The 16,260-nt window shown below is 33.6% G+C and carries 14 protein-coding genes and 2 pseudogenes; 4 read left to right on the plus strand and 12 right to left on the minus strand.

Annotation, left to right across the window (positions count from 1 at the left end; all coding sequences use genetic code 11):
- Nucleotides 1-67 precede the first annotated feature (67 nt).
- On the minus strand, nt 68-2,275 hold the full coding sequence (locus ACQ9BO_RS04275) for a TonB-dependent receptor (RefSeq protein ID WP_431243767.1): 2,208 nt from the start codon (nt 2,273-2,275) through the stop codon (nt 68-70).
- A 159-nt stretch (nt 2,276-2,434) separates the two neighbouring features.
- Entirely contained in the window at nt 2,435-2,788 is a 354-nt protein-coding gene (locus ACQ9BO_RS04280; protein ID WP_431243768.1) for a hypothetical protein, read from the minus strand.
- A gap of 223 nt (nt 2,789-3,011) precedes the next feature.
- Between ACQ9BO_RS04280 and ACQ9BO_RS04285 the strand changes: the two genes are divergently transcribed.
- A complete protein-coding gene (locus ACQ9BO_RS04285) occupies nt 3,012-3,716 on the plus strand; it encodes a porin family protein (protein ID WP_431243769.1) in 705 nt (234 codons plus the stop codon).
- Here ACQ9BO_RS04285 and ACQ9BO_RS04290 read toward each other — a convergent pair.
- Complete coding sequence (locus ACQ9BO_RS04290) at nt 3,711-4,316, minus strand: hypothetical protein (protein ID WP_431243770.1); 606 nt, start codon at nt 4,314-4,316, stop codon at nt 3,711-3,713. The genes ACQ9BO_RS04285 and ACQ9BO_RS04290 overlap by 6 nt on opposite strands.
- A 249-nt stretch (nt 4,317-4,565) precedes the next feature.
- Here ACQ9BO_RS04290 and ACQ9BO_RS04295 point away from each other — a divergent pair.
- The 3 genes and pseudogenes from ACQ9BO_RS04295 (at nt 4,566) to ACQ9BO_RS04305 (ending at nt 8,777) form a co-directional block, all read left to right on the plus strand.
- Nucleotides 4,566-7,039 (plus strand): annotated as a pseudogene (locus tag ACQ9BO_RS04295) (bifunctional UDP-N-acetylmuramoyl-tripeptide:D-alanyl-D-alanine ligase/alanine racemase).
- Nucleotides 7,040-7,237: 198 nt separating this feature from the next.
- Nucleotides 7,238-7,612, plus strand: coding sequence for a large conductance mechanosensitive channel protein MscL (mscL, locus tag ACQ9BO_RS04300; RefSeq protein WP_431245063.1), 375 nt, complete (start codon nt 7,238-7,240; stop codon nt 7,610-7,612).
- Between the two features lie 176 nt (nt 7,613-7,788).
- A pseudogene (locus ACQ9BO_RS04305) lies at nt 7,789-8,777 on the plus strand (aspartate-semialdehyde dehydrogenase).
- 201 nt (nt 8,778-8,978) lie between these two features.
- Here ACQ9BO_RS04305 and ACQ9BO_RS04310 read toward each other — a convergent pair.
- The 9 genes from ACQ9BO_RS04310 to ACQ9BO_RS04350 all read right to left on the minus strand — a co-directional run bounded on the left by ACQ9BO_RS04310 (nt 8,979) and on the right by ACQ9BO_RS04350 (nt 16,223).
- Complete coding sequence (locus ACQ9BO_RS04310; protein WP_431243771.1) at nt 8,979-9,296, minus strand: ferredoxin; 318 nt, start codon at nt 9,294-9,296, stop codon at nt 8,979-8,981.
- 57 nt (nt 9,297-9,353) lie between these two features.
- Complete coding sequence (locus tag ACQ9BO_RS04315) at nt 9,354-9,836, minus strand: hypothetical protein (protein WP_320569610.1); 483 nt, start codon at nt 9,834-9,836, stop codon at nt 9,354-9,356.
- 213 nt (nt 9,837-10,049) lie between these two features.
- Nucleotides 10,050-10,289 carry a NifU family protein gene (locus tag ACQ9BO_RS04320; protein ID WP_431245064.1) on the minus strand — a complete coding sequence of 80 codons (240 nt, stop codon included), beginning with the start codon at nt 10,287-10,289 and terminating at the stop codon, nt 10,050-10,052.
- 82 nt (nt 10,290-10,371) lie between these two features.
- Nucleotides 10,372-11,499: a P-loop NTPase gene (locus ACQ9BO_RS04325; RefSeq protein WP_431243772.1), complete on the minus strand. Its 1,128-nt coding sequence runs from the start codon at nt 11,497-11,499 to the stop codon at nt 10,372-10,374.
- A gap of 298 nt (nt 11,500-11,797) precedes the next feature.
- Entirely contained in the window at nt 11,798-12,511 is a 714-nt protein-coding gene (locus ACQ9BO_RS04330) for an ABC transporter permease (protein WP_431243773.1), read from the minus strand.
- A gap of 16 nt (nt 12,512-12,527) precedes the next feature.
- A complete protein-coding gene (locus ACQ9BO_RS04335) occupies nt 12,528-13,670 on the minus strand; it encodes an FtsX-like permease family protein (RefSeq protein WP_431243774.1) in 1,143 nt (380 codons plus the stop codon).
- 95 nt (nt 13,671-13,765) lie between these two features.
- Entirely contained in the window at nt 13,766-14,230 is a 465-nt protein-coding gene (locus ACQ9BO_RS04340; RefSeq protein ID WP_431243775.1) for an ABC transporter permease, read from the minus strand.
- Between the two features lie 128 nt (nt 14,231-14,358).
- Entirely contained in the window at nt 14,359-15,066 is a 708-nt protein-coding gene (locus ACQ9BO_RS04345) for an ABC transporter ATP-binding protein (protein WP_431243776.1), read from the minus strand.
- 125 nt (nt 15,067-15,191) lie between these two features.
- Nucleotides 15,192-16,223 (minus strand): efflux RND transporter periplasmic adaptor subunit, encoded by a 1,032-nt coding sequence (locus ACQ9BO_RS04350; RefSeq protein WP_431245065.1) that lies wholly within the window; start codon nt 16,221-16,223, stop codon nt 15,192-15,194.
- Between the last annotated feature and the right edge of the window lie 37 nt (nt 16,224-16,260).

Here is a 16,260-nt window from a genome sequence, read left to right on the forward strand (position 1 = left end):
GCTAAGCTAAAATAAAAACTTTGCGAACATTGCGTAATTCTTTGCGTACTTTGCGGTTAAATAAAGCCTATAAGTTGAAATTAATACCCAAAACGATGTTTCTTCCAATATTAGGAATACCGTCGGTTTTTAATCTTGAAAGATGCGCAATGTATTTTTTATCAAATAAATTGTTTCCGTTTAGGTTAACATCAAAAGCAGTTTTTCCCAACTTAACCGTTCCGCCAAAACCTAAATTCACCAAAGTATAGCCTTTAGAAGCTGTTTCAAAACCGCTCACATTATCTTGGCTGAAAGTCGAAGAAACATTCAATGAAGCAAAACCTTCGCTTAGCCAATTTTTGATATTAAATTCTGTTCTTAGCGTGTTGTTCCAATTGTTTGCCGGAATTAAAGGCAGATAATCGTCATTGTCTTTTTTACCTGTTACAGTTTCAAAACTAGTTTCAAAGTGCAACCAATCTAACGGATGCGGGTGAATATGCAAACCTGCTTCACCTCCAAATAACTTCGCATTATCCTGAACATAAGCAAATACATCATTATTGTCTAAGGTTTCTCCTGTTGGCGACGTGTAAATATAATTGTTCACATGATTGTAAAATCCATTAATGAAAAACTCAAAATGCGAATTTTTGTATTCTAAATTAACATCAGTCTGAACGTTTTGTTCTGTTTTCAAATCTGCATTTCCAATTTCGTAGCGGTTTGTTCCTTCGTGAACTCCATTTGAAGTCAATTCGGCTAAATTTGGCGCCCTAAATCCTGAAGCAACATTCAAACGAAGTGTCAATGGTTCAGCTAATTTTGTTTTATATCCCAATGAAGCATTAAAGCTGTCAAATGATCTGTCCAAAGCTTGGAAATATCCTTCTTCGCCTTCAGTTCCGTGTGCAATAGAGTTGATATTTCGATTGTCAAAACGCAATCCAGCTTGTAAAACGCTGTTATCCCATTCGTAATTCGCCGTTCCAAAAACACCAAAATCGTTAGTTGTTGCGTCTGGAATCAAATATTCTTCACCTGAATTTGTATTTGTCTGATGCATTCCTTGAACTCCTAAAATAGTTTCAATTTTTCCGAATTTCGGGAAATGGTATTTTGCATTGTAATTGAAAGTGTTCAATTTCATGTGAAGAGAAGCTTCGTTGCTGTCTTCAAATTCGCTTCTGTCATTTGAGATATAGCCTAAATCAACATCCAGTTTTGAGTTTTCAAAAAATACAGTATTGTTCAAACTTAATAAATGATTGAAAATACCTTGTCTCGGAAATTCAGTGTCTTTGCTTGACGATTGTTCTGCAATTCCTTCTTCTGGAATTCCAATATCCAATTTGTTGTAATTGTATCTTAAAACACTTGAAAAAGTCGAATTGCTGTACCCAATTCCGGTTTTAAAATCGGTTTCATTATAACGTGAATTGGTTACGCGATCCCCACCAGAAATTTTGTAGTCAGAATGTGTATTATAGCTTCCTCTTGCTAAAAATTTCCAGTTATCTGTAGAAGTTTTTAATCCGATAGAAGAATTGCTTCCTTGTGTATTGGTAAAATATTTTTGACTGAAATTAGCTTTAAAATCGCCAGCATCAGCAAATTTTTCTGGATTGAAATATAAAACACCGCCTAAAGCATCTGAACCATACAATAAAGAAGCTGGTCCTTTAATCACTTCAACACTTTCAATTCCGGCATCATTTAAACCTAAACCATGTTCGTCTCCAAATTGTTGGTTTTCGATACGAACTCCTTGAGAATAAACTAAAACACGATTGCCGCTAAGTCCGCGAATTACAGGTTTTCCTATTGAAGTTCCTGTTGAAATCTGAGCAACTCCAGGAATTGTCGCTAAACCTTCAATCAAAGTAGATGTCCCTTTTTGTTGCAATGTTTTGATGCTTTCGTGCTCAATTTTCATTACGTTTTGCGATTGCAATTTGTTAAATGGAGTCGAAACCACTACTTCGTCCATTTCCATAATTGATTGTAAAAGCGTAATATTTAAAGTATTTTCTTTTGAAAGTTTTGCAATAGTTTGGTTTTGATTAGCATAACCAACAAAATTGAAAGCAAGGCGCAAACTTCCGTTTGGAAGATTATTCAATTCGTATTTTCCGTTTGTGTCTGTTGTTGTTCCTTTATGTAATTCTGGCGCATATACAGAAACGCCTGGCATTGGCTGATTTTGATTGTCGGTAACAATTCCTGAAACCGAATTTTGAGCAGAAAGCATGCTCGAGAACCCCAAAATTAGGGCTAATAGTATTTTTTTCATTTGGAAATGATGCTATAGTTAATGTTTTTCTCTTCCAAATTAAAACAAAGCAAACAGTGAAGCATTCTGATCCTGATTGTTTAAAATAGGATTAGAAAACACAATGAAATCTGAATTTTAAATTGAAAGAAATGAAATTTGTTTTCGAATAATCGAAATCTAAGAAACTAAAGCAATTGGAGGACCCCGAAGTAAATAAACGCTTTTTGAAAATGAACGGATATTTTCTGAAAACGAAAAGAAATAAGGAATTTCTCTGTGAAAAGAATGAAACTGAAAAGAAAAAACTTCGGCAACAGTATAACTTCCAAAAGCAAAACTACAAACATAACACAAGTCGTAATTATGATGCTGATGTGTTATTTCTCCGCTTGGATCATTGTAAGCGTGATGACACTGCTTTTCTGAAAGTTGTTTTACAATATGCTCAAAACTGTGCAACGACTGAAACAATATTGTGAACAATATTGTCAGCGTCATGGAAACACTTAATATGAGCTGTTTTCTTTTCATGCAAGGCAAAGGTATAAAAGCGTATTGAAAAAATGAGCCCTTTTTCGATTTCTGTTGCAGATTTATTGAAAAAAGTGCAACAAATGCCTTTGTTCATACTGAAAAAGAGAATAATTGTTTTCAAATCGCATCTTCAGCTGGCATTATATTATATTTGTATGTAAAATAAATTTACGGCAAAAAACGTTTAAACTTGAAAACCTCCTTAAAACCCAAATTCGATATGCGATTATTTTTTACTTGTTTGTTTTTTGTCTCATTTTTGAATGTCTTTTCGCGACAAGAAGTGAAACCTGAAATCAAGCCAGTAATCAAAATAGATTCTTTATATCGTGAGGATCAATTTTATTTTTCATTGACATATAATCTTTTGGTAAATACACCAGAAAGATTGAAACAAGATAAATTTTCTGCTGGACTTTCTGGCGGATTTTTACGCGATATGCCAATTAACAAAAAAAGAACTGTTGCCATTGCCGCGGGATTTGGATTGACTTATCAGAACTTTTACCAAAACTTCACCGTTTCAGAAGATACAAACGGCGCGCCGATTTATGGCGTAAATGATTATGGTGAATTTGTTTCCAACCGATACCGACAATATTCTGTTGATCTTCCAATAGAATTCAGATGGAGAAATTCGACTTATGAAAGCACCAAATTTTGGAGGGTTTATGGCGGTGTAAAATTGAGCTATGTTTTCTCGAGCAAATCAATTTTAGACGATGGAGAAAACACTTATAAAATAAAGAATAATCCAGATGTCAATACATTTCAATACGGAATTTATCTTGCAACGGGTTACAACACCTGGAACATTTATGCCTACTACGGCTTAAATCCTTTGTTTGATTCGGTTTCAACAATTTCTGGTGAAAAAGTAAATATGAAAGCCATGAATGTTGGACTTATTTTTTACATTTTATAGCCATAAAAACAAGAAGAGCAATTGTGGCAAGACACCAATTGTTAATCCAATAAAAATTTCTTTTGAGGTATGTGCCTGCATTTCTAATCGCGATGAGGCAACAATTCCAGTCAATAAAATTAATAGTGCTGGCCAATATGGATTTTGCATTTGCAAATGCATATTCATTCCAATTACAAAGATGGCGAAACCACTAATAGCGGCCACATGCAGACTTGCCTTTATTTTAAATAAAGAGCATACCAAAGCTAAAATTGTAGTGAACAATGCGCCCAGAAAAAAGAAATGTAGTTCTGGATAACGCGTAATGACAATGCTTCTTTTTACTAATAAAATATATAAAAAACACTGAAGAATCAATGGGATTTTTCGTTGTGAAGTCTCATGAACCATTATAGAAGTCACGTGTCCTGTGGATTTTAAGAGCAAAAAAAACAAAATCGGAACTAAAATCGTAATAATCAGAATTTGAAATAAAACAAAGTATTTTTCATTATTCGAAAACGCATCTTCTTTGCAAAAAAGATAAAATAATGTGGCGTACATCGCGATAAAAATCGGATGCAGGATATAAGAGAATAAAGGCAATATTTTTTTCAAAACGCGGTTATTTATGGGTATTCAACAAATATAATGAAATAATGGTTTTCGCCACGAATTACACTGATTTCCACGAATCCTATTTTGTTAATTAACATTTGATTTAATTTTAAGACACAGTTTAAAAGATTTTCGCAGATTAAATCATTTGAATCCTTTTAATCTGTGGCTAAAAATTAAGATATAATTAGTGGGAATTCGTGTAATTCGTGGCAAACCTTTTTTAAATTTGACAAAAAGAATTTCTAAATGAGCATAAATCTTAAAAGCCTTATCCCGGTTCTTGATGCCGAATGGATTGGCTCAAATTCGGATGTTTTTATCGATCATATTTCAATTGACAGCCGTTCACTTCAAAATGGATCTAAAACTTTGTTTATTGCGTTATCTGGCGTAAACAATGATGCTCATTTATATATTGAGGAACTTATTGAAAAAGGAGTTCAAAATTTTGCGGTTCAATATATTCCTGAAAATGTACAAGGCAAAGCCAATTTTTTAGTTGTAAAAAATACTTTAAATGCCTTGCGAGCAATTTCGTTGCTTATTACAGAAATTTATTTGATTTTCCAGTAATTGGTTTAACAGGGAGCAACGGAAAAACAATTGTAAAAGAATGGCTTAATTTCTTGCTGAGTCCGGACTATAACATAATTCGAAGTCCCAAAAGTTATAATTCTCAAGTTGGAGTTCCGCTTTCGGTGATTGGTATTAATGAAAAACATAATTTAGGGATTTTCGAAGCTGGAATTTCTACAGTAAACGAAATGATTCATCTTGAAAAAATAATCAAACCTACAATAGGTGTGCTCACTAATATTGGAAGTGCACATGATGAAGGATTTTTAAATTTAGTCCAAAAGATTGATGAAAAATTACTTTTGTTTAAAGATTGTCCGATAATTATATATCAGAAAACAGATATTGTAGAATCGTGTTTAACTCAGTTTGCCGCAGAATATATGATTCATCCCCGAAAGCTTTTTTCGTGGAGTTTTACTGATAATTCAGCCGATGTTTTTATTCTGAAAAAAGAAACCAAAAACGAACTAACCAATATTCAATATCAATATAAAAACGAAATTTTCGATTTAGAAATTCCGTTTAGCGATTCGGCTTCAGTTGAAAATGCGATTTCATGTCTTTTGGTTTTGCTTTATTTTAAATACGATTCCAAAACCATTCAAAATCGTGTGCAAATGCTGTATCCGGTTCAGATGCGTTTGGAAGTCAAAAACGGAATCAACAATTGCAGTATAATTGACGATAGTTACAGTTCCGATTTTCAGTCGCTTAAAATAGCATTGGATTTCCTGGAAAGCCAGCAGAAAAAGAATGCCACAAAAACAGTAATTCTTTCCGATATATTTCAAAGCGGATTTTCGAATGAAGAATTGTATTCGAAAGTTTCACAATTAGTTTCAGATAACAAAATCAATCGCGTAGTTGGCATTGGCCCAACAATTTCTTCTTTTGCGCCTAAGTTTTCAAATTGCATTGCATTTCAGGATACAGCTTCGTTTATTGAAGCTTTTGAAAGTCTGAATTTCAGTAATGAAACTATTTTGATTAAAGGTGCAAGATCGTTTCAGTTTGAAGAAATTGTTTCGCTTCTTGAAGAAAAAACGCATGAAACGGTTTTAGAAATCAACTTAGATTCCATCAGTCATAACTTGAATTATTACAAATCAAAACTAGCCGATGATGTTAAAATCATGGTAATGGTAAAAGCATTTGGTTACGGAAATGGAGGTTTAGAAATTGCAAAATTACTGGAACATCATAAAGTGGATTATTTAGGTGTGGCTTTCGCCGATGAAGGAATTTCGCTGAAAAACGGCGGAATCAAATTGCCAATTATGGTTTTGAATCCAGAATCCACAAGTTTTCCGTCGATAATTCAATACAAATTAGAGCCGGAAATTTATAGTTTGAAAGGATTAAATGCTTTTTTGAAAATTGCGAAAGAAAAGAATTTAAAAGATTTTCCGATTCACATTAAAATGGATACAGGAATGCATCGTTTGGGTTTTGAAGAAAATACAATCGATGAGTTGATTGCGACTTTAAAAAATAATTCTAGCGTTCGCGTTCAGAGTATTTTATCGCATTTGGCAACAAGTGATGATCCAAAGCATTTTGGTTTTGTCGAAAAGCAAATAGGTTTATTTGAGAAATTATCTTCTAAATTAATGTCGGAATTAAATATAAATCCGATTCGTCATATTCTGAATACTTCAGGAATCAGCAATTTCCCGAATGCACAATATAACATGGTTCGTTTAGGAATTGGCCTCTACGGAGTTTCCAATGATTCATCAGAGCAAAAATACCTGGAAAATGTTGGGACATTAAAATCGATTATTTCACAAATCCGAACAATTCCAAGTGGCGACAGCGTAGGCTACGGACGTCGTTTTATGGCTGAAAAAGAAACCAAAATTGCTACAATTCCAATAGGTTATGCCGACGGAATTTCGAGATTATGGGGAAATGAAATAGGTTTTGTAACCATCAAAAATCAAAAAGCCAAAATCGTCGGAAGTGTTTGTATGGATATGTTGATGGTCAATGTAAGCCATATCGACTGCAAAGAAGGGGATTCGGTGATTATTTTTGGCGAAAGCCCAACAGTCATAGAAATGGCTGAGGCATTAAAAACCATTCCGTACGAAATTATGACGAGCATTTCGCAACGGGTGAAACGCGTATTTTTCAGATAGAATTTTAAAACATTTAAGTTATATAAGTTCATTTTAGTTGAACTGCTTTTCTTTTTTTGCTTAATTCTATCATTTCGACTGCCTCAAGCTTATATTTCTGACATGACTTATATGGTGCAAAAAAGAAAAGAATGTGGTTTTTTCAAGAAAATTCCGTATTTTCGATATTCACTTATTATAAATGTAAATAGATACGATATGGGATTTTTTTCAGAATTTAAGGCATTTGCAATAAAAGGCAACGTAGTTGATCTTGCTGTTGCAGTAATTATTGGAGCGGCATTTGGTAAAATTGTAAGTTCATTTATTGAAGATGTAATTACGCCACTAGTATTAAAACCGGCTTTAGAAGTCGCGCATTTAGAAAAAATTCAAGATCTTACCGCTTTTGGAGGTGTAAAATACGGTCTTTTTCTTTCGGCAGTAATTAACTTTGTAATTGTTGCTTTTGTTTTATTCTTAGTTATTAAAGGAGTAAACAAACTTAAAAAAGAAGAAGCTCCAGCGCCACCTGCAGGACCAACGCAAGAAGAATTGCTAACACAAATTAGAGATTTATTAAAAAATAAATAAAAATATAATACCGCTACACTAAGTCTAACTTAACCACCTTCTAAAGAGGTGGTTTTTTTTACAAAATGTTTATTTTATAACATTTTGTTATTTTTTGTGAATCGCCTTGTCAAGACTTTTATTATACTTATTTTTGCCGTACAAATTTGATTATAGAATTATTTAAAGATATAAAAATGAGAATTGCAGTTGTAGGTGCTACCGGAATGGTTGGCGAAGTAATGCTTAAAGTTTTAGCAGAAAGAAATTTTCCTGTTACGGAATTAATTCCTGTTGCATCAGAAAGATCAGTTGGAAAAGAAATTGAATATAAAGGAACAAAATATAAAGTTGTTGGTTTACAGACTGCTGTAGATATGAAAGCTGACATCGCAGTTTTTTCTGCTGGAGGAGATACTTCATTAGAATGGGCTCCAAAATTTGTCACGCCGGAACAACTGTTATCGACAACTCATCAGCGTGGAGAATGGATCCAACTAAAAAATTAGTAGTTCCTGAAATCAATGCTTCTGTTTTAACTAAAGAAGATAAAATTATTGCAAACCCAAACTGCTCTACTATTCAAATGGTATTAGCATTGGCGCCTTTGCATAGAAAATACAACGTTAAAAGAATTATTGTTTCGACTTATCAATCAATCACTGGAACTGGTGTAAAAGCGGTAAAACAATTAGAAAACGAGTACGCAGGAATTCAAGGTGATATGGCTTACAAATATCCAATTCACAGAAATGCGATTCCTCATTGCGACAGTTTCGAAGAAAATGGATACACAAAAGAAGAAATGAAGTTAGTTCGCGAAACTCAAAAAATCCTTGGTGACAACACCATCAGAGTTACAGCTACTGCAGTTCGTGTACCAGTTGTTGGTGGACACAGTGAAGCTGTAAACGTTGAGTTTACAAATGATTTCGATGTGAACGAAGTTCGCGAAATCTTGCACAATACCGATGGAGTAGTAGTGCAGGATAATTTAGATACATTCACATATCCAATGCCATTATATGCAGAAGGTAAAAATGATGTTTTTGTTGGAAGAATCCGTCGTGACGAAAGCCAGCCAAACACATTAAACATGTGGATCGTTGCTGATAACTTAAGAAAAGGTGCGGCAACAAACACAATCCAAATTGCTGAATATTTAATTCAAGCAGGTTTGGTTTAAGCCGAGAGATTAAATTAAATTGTTATAAAGAAGAAGCCGTAATTGCAGTGATGTGATTACGGCTTTTTTGATTTGTCTGCGCATAGAAAACCCGACAGGTTTTTTAAAACCTGTCGGGTTTGAAAGAATTAAAAAATTCCAAATTCCAATAACGTCAAGTCATTATGGGATTTGGAATTTAATATATTGTAATTTTATTTTTTAATATTCCGGAGCCAATTCTAATTCCAGTCCTTCCAAATCAGTTGTGATTGGAATCTGGCATCCTAAACGGCTATTTGATTTTACATAAAATGCTTCCGAAAGCATAGCTTCTTCTTCATCTCCCATTTCTGGCAAAGCAACATCATTTAGAACATAGCATTGGCAAGAAGCGCACATGGCCATTCCGCCACAAGTTCCTTCAACAGGAAGTTCGTATGCTTTGCATAATTCCATTATATTCATTGCCATATCGGTTGGAGCTTGTAATTCATGAACAACTCCTTCTCGATCTTTAATCTTTATTAATACATCCATTTTTAGTATGGGAATTTTAATGTAGGATTTTATAACGTGAAAAAATCCTGGTTCAATTTAACTTGTTGGTTTTAGACTGAATGCGTATTCTTTTTGTGTGTTTTCTTTAAGATGCATTTTTACACCCAGCATGTTGCCACCTTTTTCAAGCAATGTTACCACTGCAATTACAGAATAATAATCTCTATCACCTTGAAAGATTAATGTTCCTTCATAAGTTGAATTTACAACTCCTTGTTTGTCTGTTGTAACAGAAACTTTTCTTGGATGTGTAAATTCAGCTGTACTGTAAGTTGCTTTGTTGGCAAATTTTGCTTTTCCTTCGGCAAAATCATATAAAAAATCATAATTGCCAATTCTCAAACTTCCTTCTTCATTAGTTGGATTCGTATTGAATACAATTTGCCCTGAAAACTTAAAATCTGACCATTCTTCAGATTCACTTACCCAAGCCTTGTCAACAATTAGAGTTTGTGCTTGCTGAGCATAATTTACAGATACAAAAAACAACAATAAAAATAAAGTGTAATAGTGTTTCATAAATTTAAGATTTAGGGTTATTTTACAAAAATAAGTTAAATTAGTAAAAACAACGTAACTAAAACTCTTAAATCTTCATATTGTTTTTTGTTAAATTCGCAATATTCTATATGATTTTGGATGTTTTTGTTTGAAAAAACAAGAAAAACATCCAAAAGAAATACTATTCTTGTTAATAATACAAAACCATAAAAGGTTGCAAATTTTGATTTGCTACATGATGTTCACCACAGTTTCAATTTGTGGTGCATATTTTTTTATAGTCGTTTCAACGCCTGCTTTCAAAGTCATTTGATTTACACTGCGGCTAATGCAAGCGCCCTCAAGACGAACTTTTACATGCTTGTCCTCGTCGATAGAAACTAGCGTGATATCACCTCCATCAGATTTCAAAAATGGCCTTATTTCATCTAAAGCCAACAAAACGTTATTTGTTAATTCTTCTGTTGTCATAATATTTAATGTGTCAATTAGAGAATGTGCCAATTAGAGAATTTAAATCATTATCTAATTGCCACATTATCTCATTATCTAATTATTTTTTCACCGCCGAACATCCCGCCATAGTTGTAATTTTAATGGCTTCAGTTGCTGGTAAGCTTTCGTTTCTGTTTACAGTTTCTTGTACAACATTTCGAGTGATTTCTTCAAAAACAGATTCGATTACTGAAGCTGTTTGCAAAGTCGCCGGACGACCGTAATCTCCTGCTTCACGAATAGATTGTACAATTGGAACTTCACCTAAAAATGGCACATCTAGGTCGGCGACAAGATTTTTTGCTCCTTCTTGTCCAAAAATATAATATTTGTTATTTGGTAATTCTTCTGGTGTAAAGTAAGCCATGTTTTCAACAATTCCTAAAACCGGAACATTGATATTGTCTTGCATGAACATTGCTACTCCTTTTTTAGCATCGGCAAGTGCAACCGCTTGAGGCGTACTTACTACAACCGCACCAGTTATTGGAAGTGATTGCATGATCGAAAGGTGAATGTCTCCTGTTCCTGGAGGCAAATCTAAAAGCATAAAATCAAGTTCTCCCCAATCTGCATCAAAAAGCATTTGATTTAACGCTTTTGCGACCATTGGCCCTCTCCAAATTACAGCCTGGCTTGGTGCTGTAAAAAATCCAATAGAAAGTATTTTGATTTCATAGCTTTCAATTGGTTTCATTTTTGATTTTCCGTCAACTGTAGTCGAAATTGGTTTTTCGTTTTCAACATCAAACATAATTGGCATCGAAGGTCCATAGATATCAGCGTCTAAAATACCAACTTTGAATCCCATTTTTGCAAGAGTTACAGCAAGATTTGCAGTAACAGTTGATTTTCCAACTCCTCCTTTTCCGGAAGCAACGGCAATAATATTTTTGATTCCTGGAATTGCACGACCTTTGATTTCGACTTTTTCAGGAACTTCCACTTTAATATTTACTTTGATTTTTGCATCGGCAGATATTAAGTCATGGATTGTTTTTTTAACATCGTCTTCTGCTCTTTTTTTGATGTGCATTGCTGGAGTGTGAAGTACTAAATCTACTACAACTTCATCGCCAAATGTAATAACGTTGGCAACGGCGCCGCTTTCCACCATATTTTTACCTTCTCCTGCTATAGTGATAGTTTCTAGAGCCTTAAGGATTTCTTTTCTATCTAATTTCATTTTTAATGTAAGTGTTTTCTAGTGATGAAATTTGTTTAGATACTATATTTATTTAAACTTGTTTCAGAGTGCAAAGATAACAGATTAAGTTCGGATTCTTACTTTTTTTGAATCGTATTTATTGATATTGAAATTATTCAAAATGATGGAGTTGGAATTTTTTTAAGCGAATTTAAAAAGAAGAAACAAAAAGAAGCAATTTTTATACTAAAGAAAAGTAAAATTTAAGCTTAAAATTGAAAAAAGAAACCCGCCAAGATTCTGATTTGGCGGGTTTCCTAAAAAAATGGTCTACAAGTTATTCGTATTTTAGATATTTCAAAACATCTATTTTAGTCACTTGATATGCTTTTGTCAACACAATTAGCAACGTAAGTACAAGTAATGAAACTAATGCAATCGAAAATGGCAACGTTGAAATATTTATTCTGAATGCGTAATCTTCAAGCCATTTTTGTAACAAAATATAAGCTGGAACAATTCCGATTCCAAATCCAAGTAAACAGAATAAGACATATTGTTTTGATAATTCCTTCAGCAAAATGTCCGTTTCTGCACCAAGGGTTTTTCTAATTGCAATTTCTTTCAGTCTTCTCTCCATCGAAAATGATGCCAAAGCGAACAATCCGAACACAGCAATTATGATTACAACCAAATTTAGAATGAAAAACAGGTTTTTTTGCTTGATTTGTTCCTGATATGTTCTTGCAAAACCTTTGTTAACAAATTCATATTCAAAAGGATAATCAGGATTCACATTTTTTGCCCAATAGGTTTTTAGTTTTTCTAAAGTTTCGGATAAATTATTTGGAGAAACCTTTACAAAAATGTTGTTGAAGTTGTTCCATCCCAAAGTTTTGATATTAACAAAAACCATTGGAGGGACTTTATTTTGTAAACCCGTAATATGAAAATCTTTTACAACGCCCACAATTTTAAATTTCAAATTCCCGCTATCGTCTTTAGACCAACCTGAGGTAATTATGGTATTGATTGGGTTTTTTAAATTCAAAGTTTTAGCTAATGTTTCATTTATAAGCATGCTTGCTTACTGTATCTGAAGCAAATTTTGGAGATAAATCACGACCTTGAACAATTTTGATTTTCATCATTTCCAGAAAACCAAAATCCATTTCTACATTTCGAGGCTGTACAAAAATGCCGTTATGTGTAAATCCAGAACTTGAATTGGTGCTTCCGCCAAAACTTCCCGCAAAAGTAGTGACATCAACAACTCCAGGTATTTTTTGAATTTCTGGCTTATCAACGCCATATTGTTGTGTTCTTTTTTGTCTGTCTGGTTTATTGTATGGAATCGAAATTACCTGATCACCGCTAAAACCAAGATCTTTGTTCATCATATAATTTACCTGCGAATTGACAATCAAAGCGCCAATGATAAAAAATGTCGCGATTCCGAATTGAAAAATAAGCATTGAATTTCGAATCCAAATACCGCTTTTGCTTCTTGAAAAATTCCCTTTAAGTACTTTTAAAGTCTCAAAATTTGAGATGTAAATGGCTGGGAAAATACCTGCAAAAATGATTACTAATCCAAAAATCATAATTAGTTGCAGGTAAAATTCGCTCCCATTCATGGTTAAAGTCTTTTTCAAAAACGTATTATAATACGGCAATGAAAGTTCTACTATTGCAAGTGCAAATACAATGGCAAGAACAACAATTATAGCAGTTTCAAATATAAACTGTCTAACGATTTGGTTTTTGGTAGCGCCCACAATTTTGCGGACACCAACTTCTTTTGCGCGTTTGATTGCTGATGCTGTTGCCAAATTGATGTAGTTTACCAATGATAAAACTAAAATCAAAATGGATAGGCCAGCCATAATGTAAAGCAGTTTTAAATTTCCAACACCTTCTGGGAAGTTTTGTCCTGCCGAGCTTTTTGTTCCGTGCAAACGAGACATTTGCAATTGGTCTAAAATAACCGTGATTTCGCCATTTTCTTTTACATATTGTTCTGGAGTTTGGCCATTTTCTTTAGCATCTTTTAAAGTTCGGTTTACATAATTTACGTTTTGCATTTTCTTTAAAACAGCAACTGGATCAGCACCTTTTTTGATTTTTACAAGCAAACCGTAATTGAAATTTCCCCAACTGTTAATGTCATTTTCACGTTTTACACCGCTAAAAACATAATTTGGCTCCATTGATGAAGGTTTAGTAATGCGATAAACTGATTTTACAGTGTAGGCATTTGTGCCATATGTGATCGCTTTTCCAATTGGATCTTCATCTTTAAAAATTAATTTTGCTTGTTCCTCAGAAACCGCAACGCTGTTTTTTCTTTTAAAACGTTAGTTTTGGCGCCTTTTAAAATTTCAAAAGGGAAAAAATCAAAGAAACTTTCATCGCTTACAGTAATTTTTTTAGCCATTAATTTTTGGCCTTGATATTTGATGATGTCTTCGTCATACCAAGTGTTGAAGAAACATATTTTTTCGATCTCAGGAATTGTCGCTTTGCAGGTTTCTCCAAACGGAATCGAGTTTGATCCCCAAGTATCACCCGTTGCGCCAATTTTATTCAAAACCATATAAGCGTTTTCCTTATTTGGATTCCATTGATCATATGAATGCTCGTTGTTCCAATATAAAATCGCGAAGATTACGCTGGCAATCCCGATGCTTAATCCTAAGATATTTAAAAGCGAAAACAGTTTGTTCTGCTTTAAATGATATATAAATATTTTAAACCAGTTAGAAATCATGGTATTAGTTTTTGTAGTTATTGAGGTTTTTTAAAACCCGATTCGTTTTTAAATCAAAGCCCATATTTTGCAGACGAATTCTACCAGAATTACGATTGCTCGCTACGATAAATTTTACCATTTTTCTTTTATTTAGCGTCCATAAAAACATCTACATTTCTCTGATTCAGTTTTTCAGAGAATATCACACCGTCTTTCATATGAATGGTTCTTTGTGAGAACGAAGCATCATAATCAGAGTGGGTTACCATCAAAATTGTTGCGCCTTTTGCGTGCAAATCGGTTAAAAGTTCCATTACTTCGTTACCGTTTTTACTGTCTAAGTTTCCTGTTGGCTCATCGGCAAGAATGATTTTTGGGTCATTTACCAAAGCTCTTGCAACGGCAACTCTTTGTTGCTGACCTCCTGAAAGTTGTTGCGGAAAATGTTTCAAACGATGTGAAATATTCAATTTCTCAGCAATAGCTTCAATTTTTTGTTTTCTTTCCGATGCTTTTACGTTGTTGTAAAGCAAAGGCAATTCGATATTGTCATAAACAGAAAGCTCGTCGATCAAGTTGAAATTCTGAAAAATGAATCCGATATTTTCCTTGCGAACCTGCGCTCTTCCTTTTTCTTTAAGACCGATCATTTCTTGATCTAATAATTTATAGCTTCCATCAGTGGCACTGTCTAAAAGCCCGATGATATTTAATAAAGTCGATTTTCCACAACCTGAAGGCCCCATGATAGTTAAAAAGTCACCTTTTTTGATTTCTAAAGAAATACCGCTCAATGCGACTGTTTCCACTTCTTCTGTTCTAAAAACTTTGGTTAAATTTTGAATTGTTATCATTTTTGTAAAGGTGTTAAATGTTGTTAATTACGTTTTTTGATTGATGATTGAAACTTTTATAATTGTGAATTGTAAATGATTAATTGTGAATTAAACAACTGTAAACTGAGACTGCGACTGAAAACTTATTGTGACTGAATTGAAAGTTCCTCAATATCTTTATAATCTGAATATGATGATGTCACCACAGATTCGCCTTCTTTTAATCCTTCCAGAACTTCATAATAAGTCGGGTTTTCTCGGCCTAATTTTATGTTCCTTCTTTCTGCTTTATTTCCTTTAACAACAAAAATCCATTTTCCTGCAGTTTCTTGGTTAAAACTTCCTTTTGGCAGTACCAATATTTTGTTTCTTTCAGATAAAATCAGTTTTACGCCAAAACTAAGTCCGTCTTGTAAAACAATATTTTCTTTAGAGGTAAAAGCCAATTCTACTGTAAAATGTCCGCTTTTCACTTCCGGAATTACTTTGGTAACGATTACTTCAAGATTTTTTCCTTTAAATTCTACTTGACCTTTTAAGCCTTCGCGAACTTTCTCCAAATAAAATTCATCTACATCAGCGGCTAATTTGTAACCGCGTTTTGAATCAATTTTCCCAATGCTTTGACCTGCCTGAAAATTTTGTCCTAAGACCGCTTCAAAAGATGTTAATCGGCCAGATTCTGGAGCGGTGATCAAGAAATTCTTTTTGTTGTTTCTCAGAATATCCAAACTTTTTTCCATGGTTTGAATCGAGCGGTTGATTTGTGAAATCTGAACTTGATTTGATTGTTTTTCTTTCTGAATGCTTTGCTGAATGGTTCTTTTTCGTTCTTCTTGAAAACGAAGGCTTTCTTTAAAAGTGTTCCAGTCGTTTTTTGAAATCACATCTTTATCATACAATTTCGAATTCATATCATACAATCTTTTGGCATCATTATAATCGTGTTCGATTAAAACCAAATCTTTATTCAAATTCAATTCCTGATTTCTGATGTTCAGTTTTCCGGTATTCAAATTATTGATTTGCTCAATAATTGCAGTTTCTTGAGTCAAGTAATTCAACTCTGTGTTTGGGTTGTATAAACGAGCAAGTGATTGTCCTTTTGTTACCATTGCGCCGTTCTCAACAAAAATCTCTTTTACAGATCCTCCTTCTGTAACATTCACAAGCATCACGTTCAAAGGTTCGACTTTTGCTTGAAAAACCACA

The organism is Flavobacterium sp. P21 (assembly GCF_050632225.1).
Taxonomy (GTDB): domain Bacteria; phylum Bacteroidota; class Bacteroidia; order Flavobacteriales; family Flavobacteriaceae; genus Flavobacterium.

What these genes read in the sequence shown, in the direction of transcription:
- mscL (WP_431245063.1), top strand. Translation starts at nt 7,238, where the DNA reads ATGGGATTTTTTTCAGAATTTAAGGCATTTGCAATAAAAGGCAACGTA.
- ACQ9BO_RS04345 (WP_431243776.1), bottom strand. Translation starts at nt 15,066, where the DNA reads ATGATAACAATTCAAAATTTAACCAAAGTTTTTAGAACAGAAGAAGTG.
- ACQ9BO_RS04340 (WP_431243775.1), bottom strand. Translation starts at nt 14,230, where the DNA reads ATGATTTCTAACTGGTTTAAAATATTTATATATCATTTAAAGCAGAAC.
- ACQ9BO_RS04285 (WP_431243769.1), top strand. Translation starts at nt 3,012, where the DNA reads ATGCGATTATTTTTTACTTGTTTGTTTTTTGTCTCATTTTTGAATGTC.
- ACQ9BO_RS04315 (WP_320569610.1), bottom strand. Translation starts at nt 9,836, where the DNA reads ATGAAACACTATTACACTTTATTTTTATTGTTGTTTTTTGTATCTGTA.
- ACQ9BO_RS04280 (WP_431243768.1), bottom strand. Translation starts at nt 2,788, where the DNA reads ATGAAAAGAAAACAGCTCATATTAAGTGTTTCCATGACGCTGACAATA.
- ACQ9BO_RS04275 (WP_431243767.1), bottom strand. Translation starts at nt 2,275, where the DNA reads ATGAAAAAAATACTATTAGCCCTAATTTTGGGGTTCTCGAGCATGCTT.
- ACQ9BO_RS04335 (WP_431243774.1), bottom strand. Translation starts at nt 13,670, where the DNA reads ATGGAGCCAAATTATGTTTTTAGCGGTGTAAAACGTGAAAATGACATT.
- ACQ9BO_RS04350 (WP_431245065.1), bottom strand. Translation starts at nt 16,223, where the DNA reads ATGCTTGTGAATGTTACAGAAGGAGGATCTGTAAAAGAGATTTTTGTT.
- ACQ9BO_RS04310 (WP_431243771.1), bottom strand. Translation starts at nt 9,296, where the DNA reads ATGGATGTATTAATAAAGATTAAAGATCGAGAAGGAGTTGTTCATGAA.
- ACQ9BO_RS04320 (WP_431245064.1), bottom strand. Translation starts at nt 10,289, where the DNA reads ATGACAACAGAAGAATTAACAAATAACGTTTTGTTGGCTTTAGATGAA.
- ACQ9BO_RS04325 (WP_431243772.1), bottom strand. Translation starts at nt 11,499, where the DNA reads ATGAAATTAGATAGAAAAGAAATCCTTAAGGCTCTAGAAACTATCACT.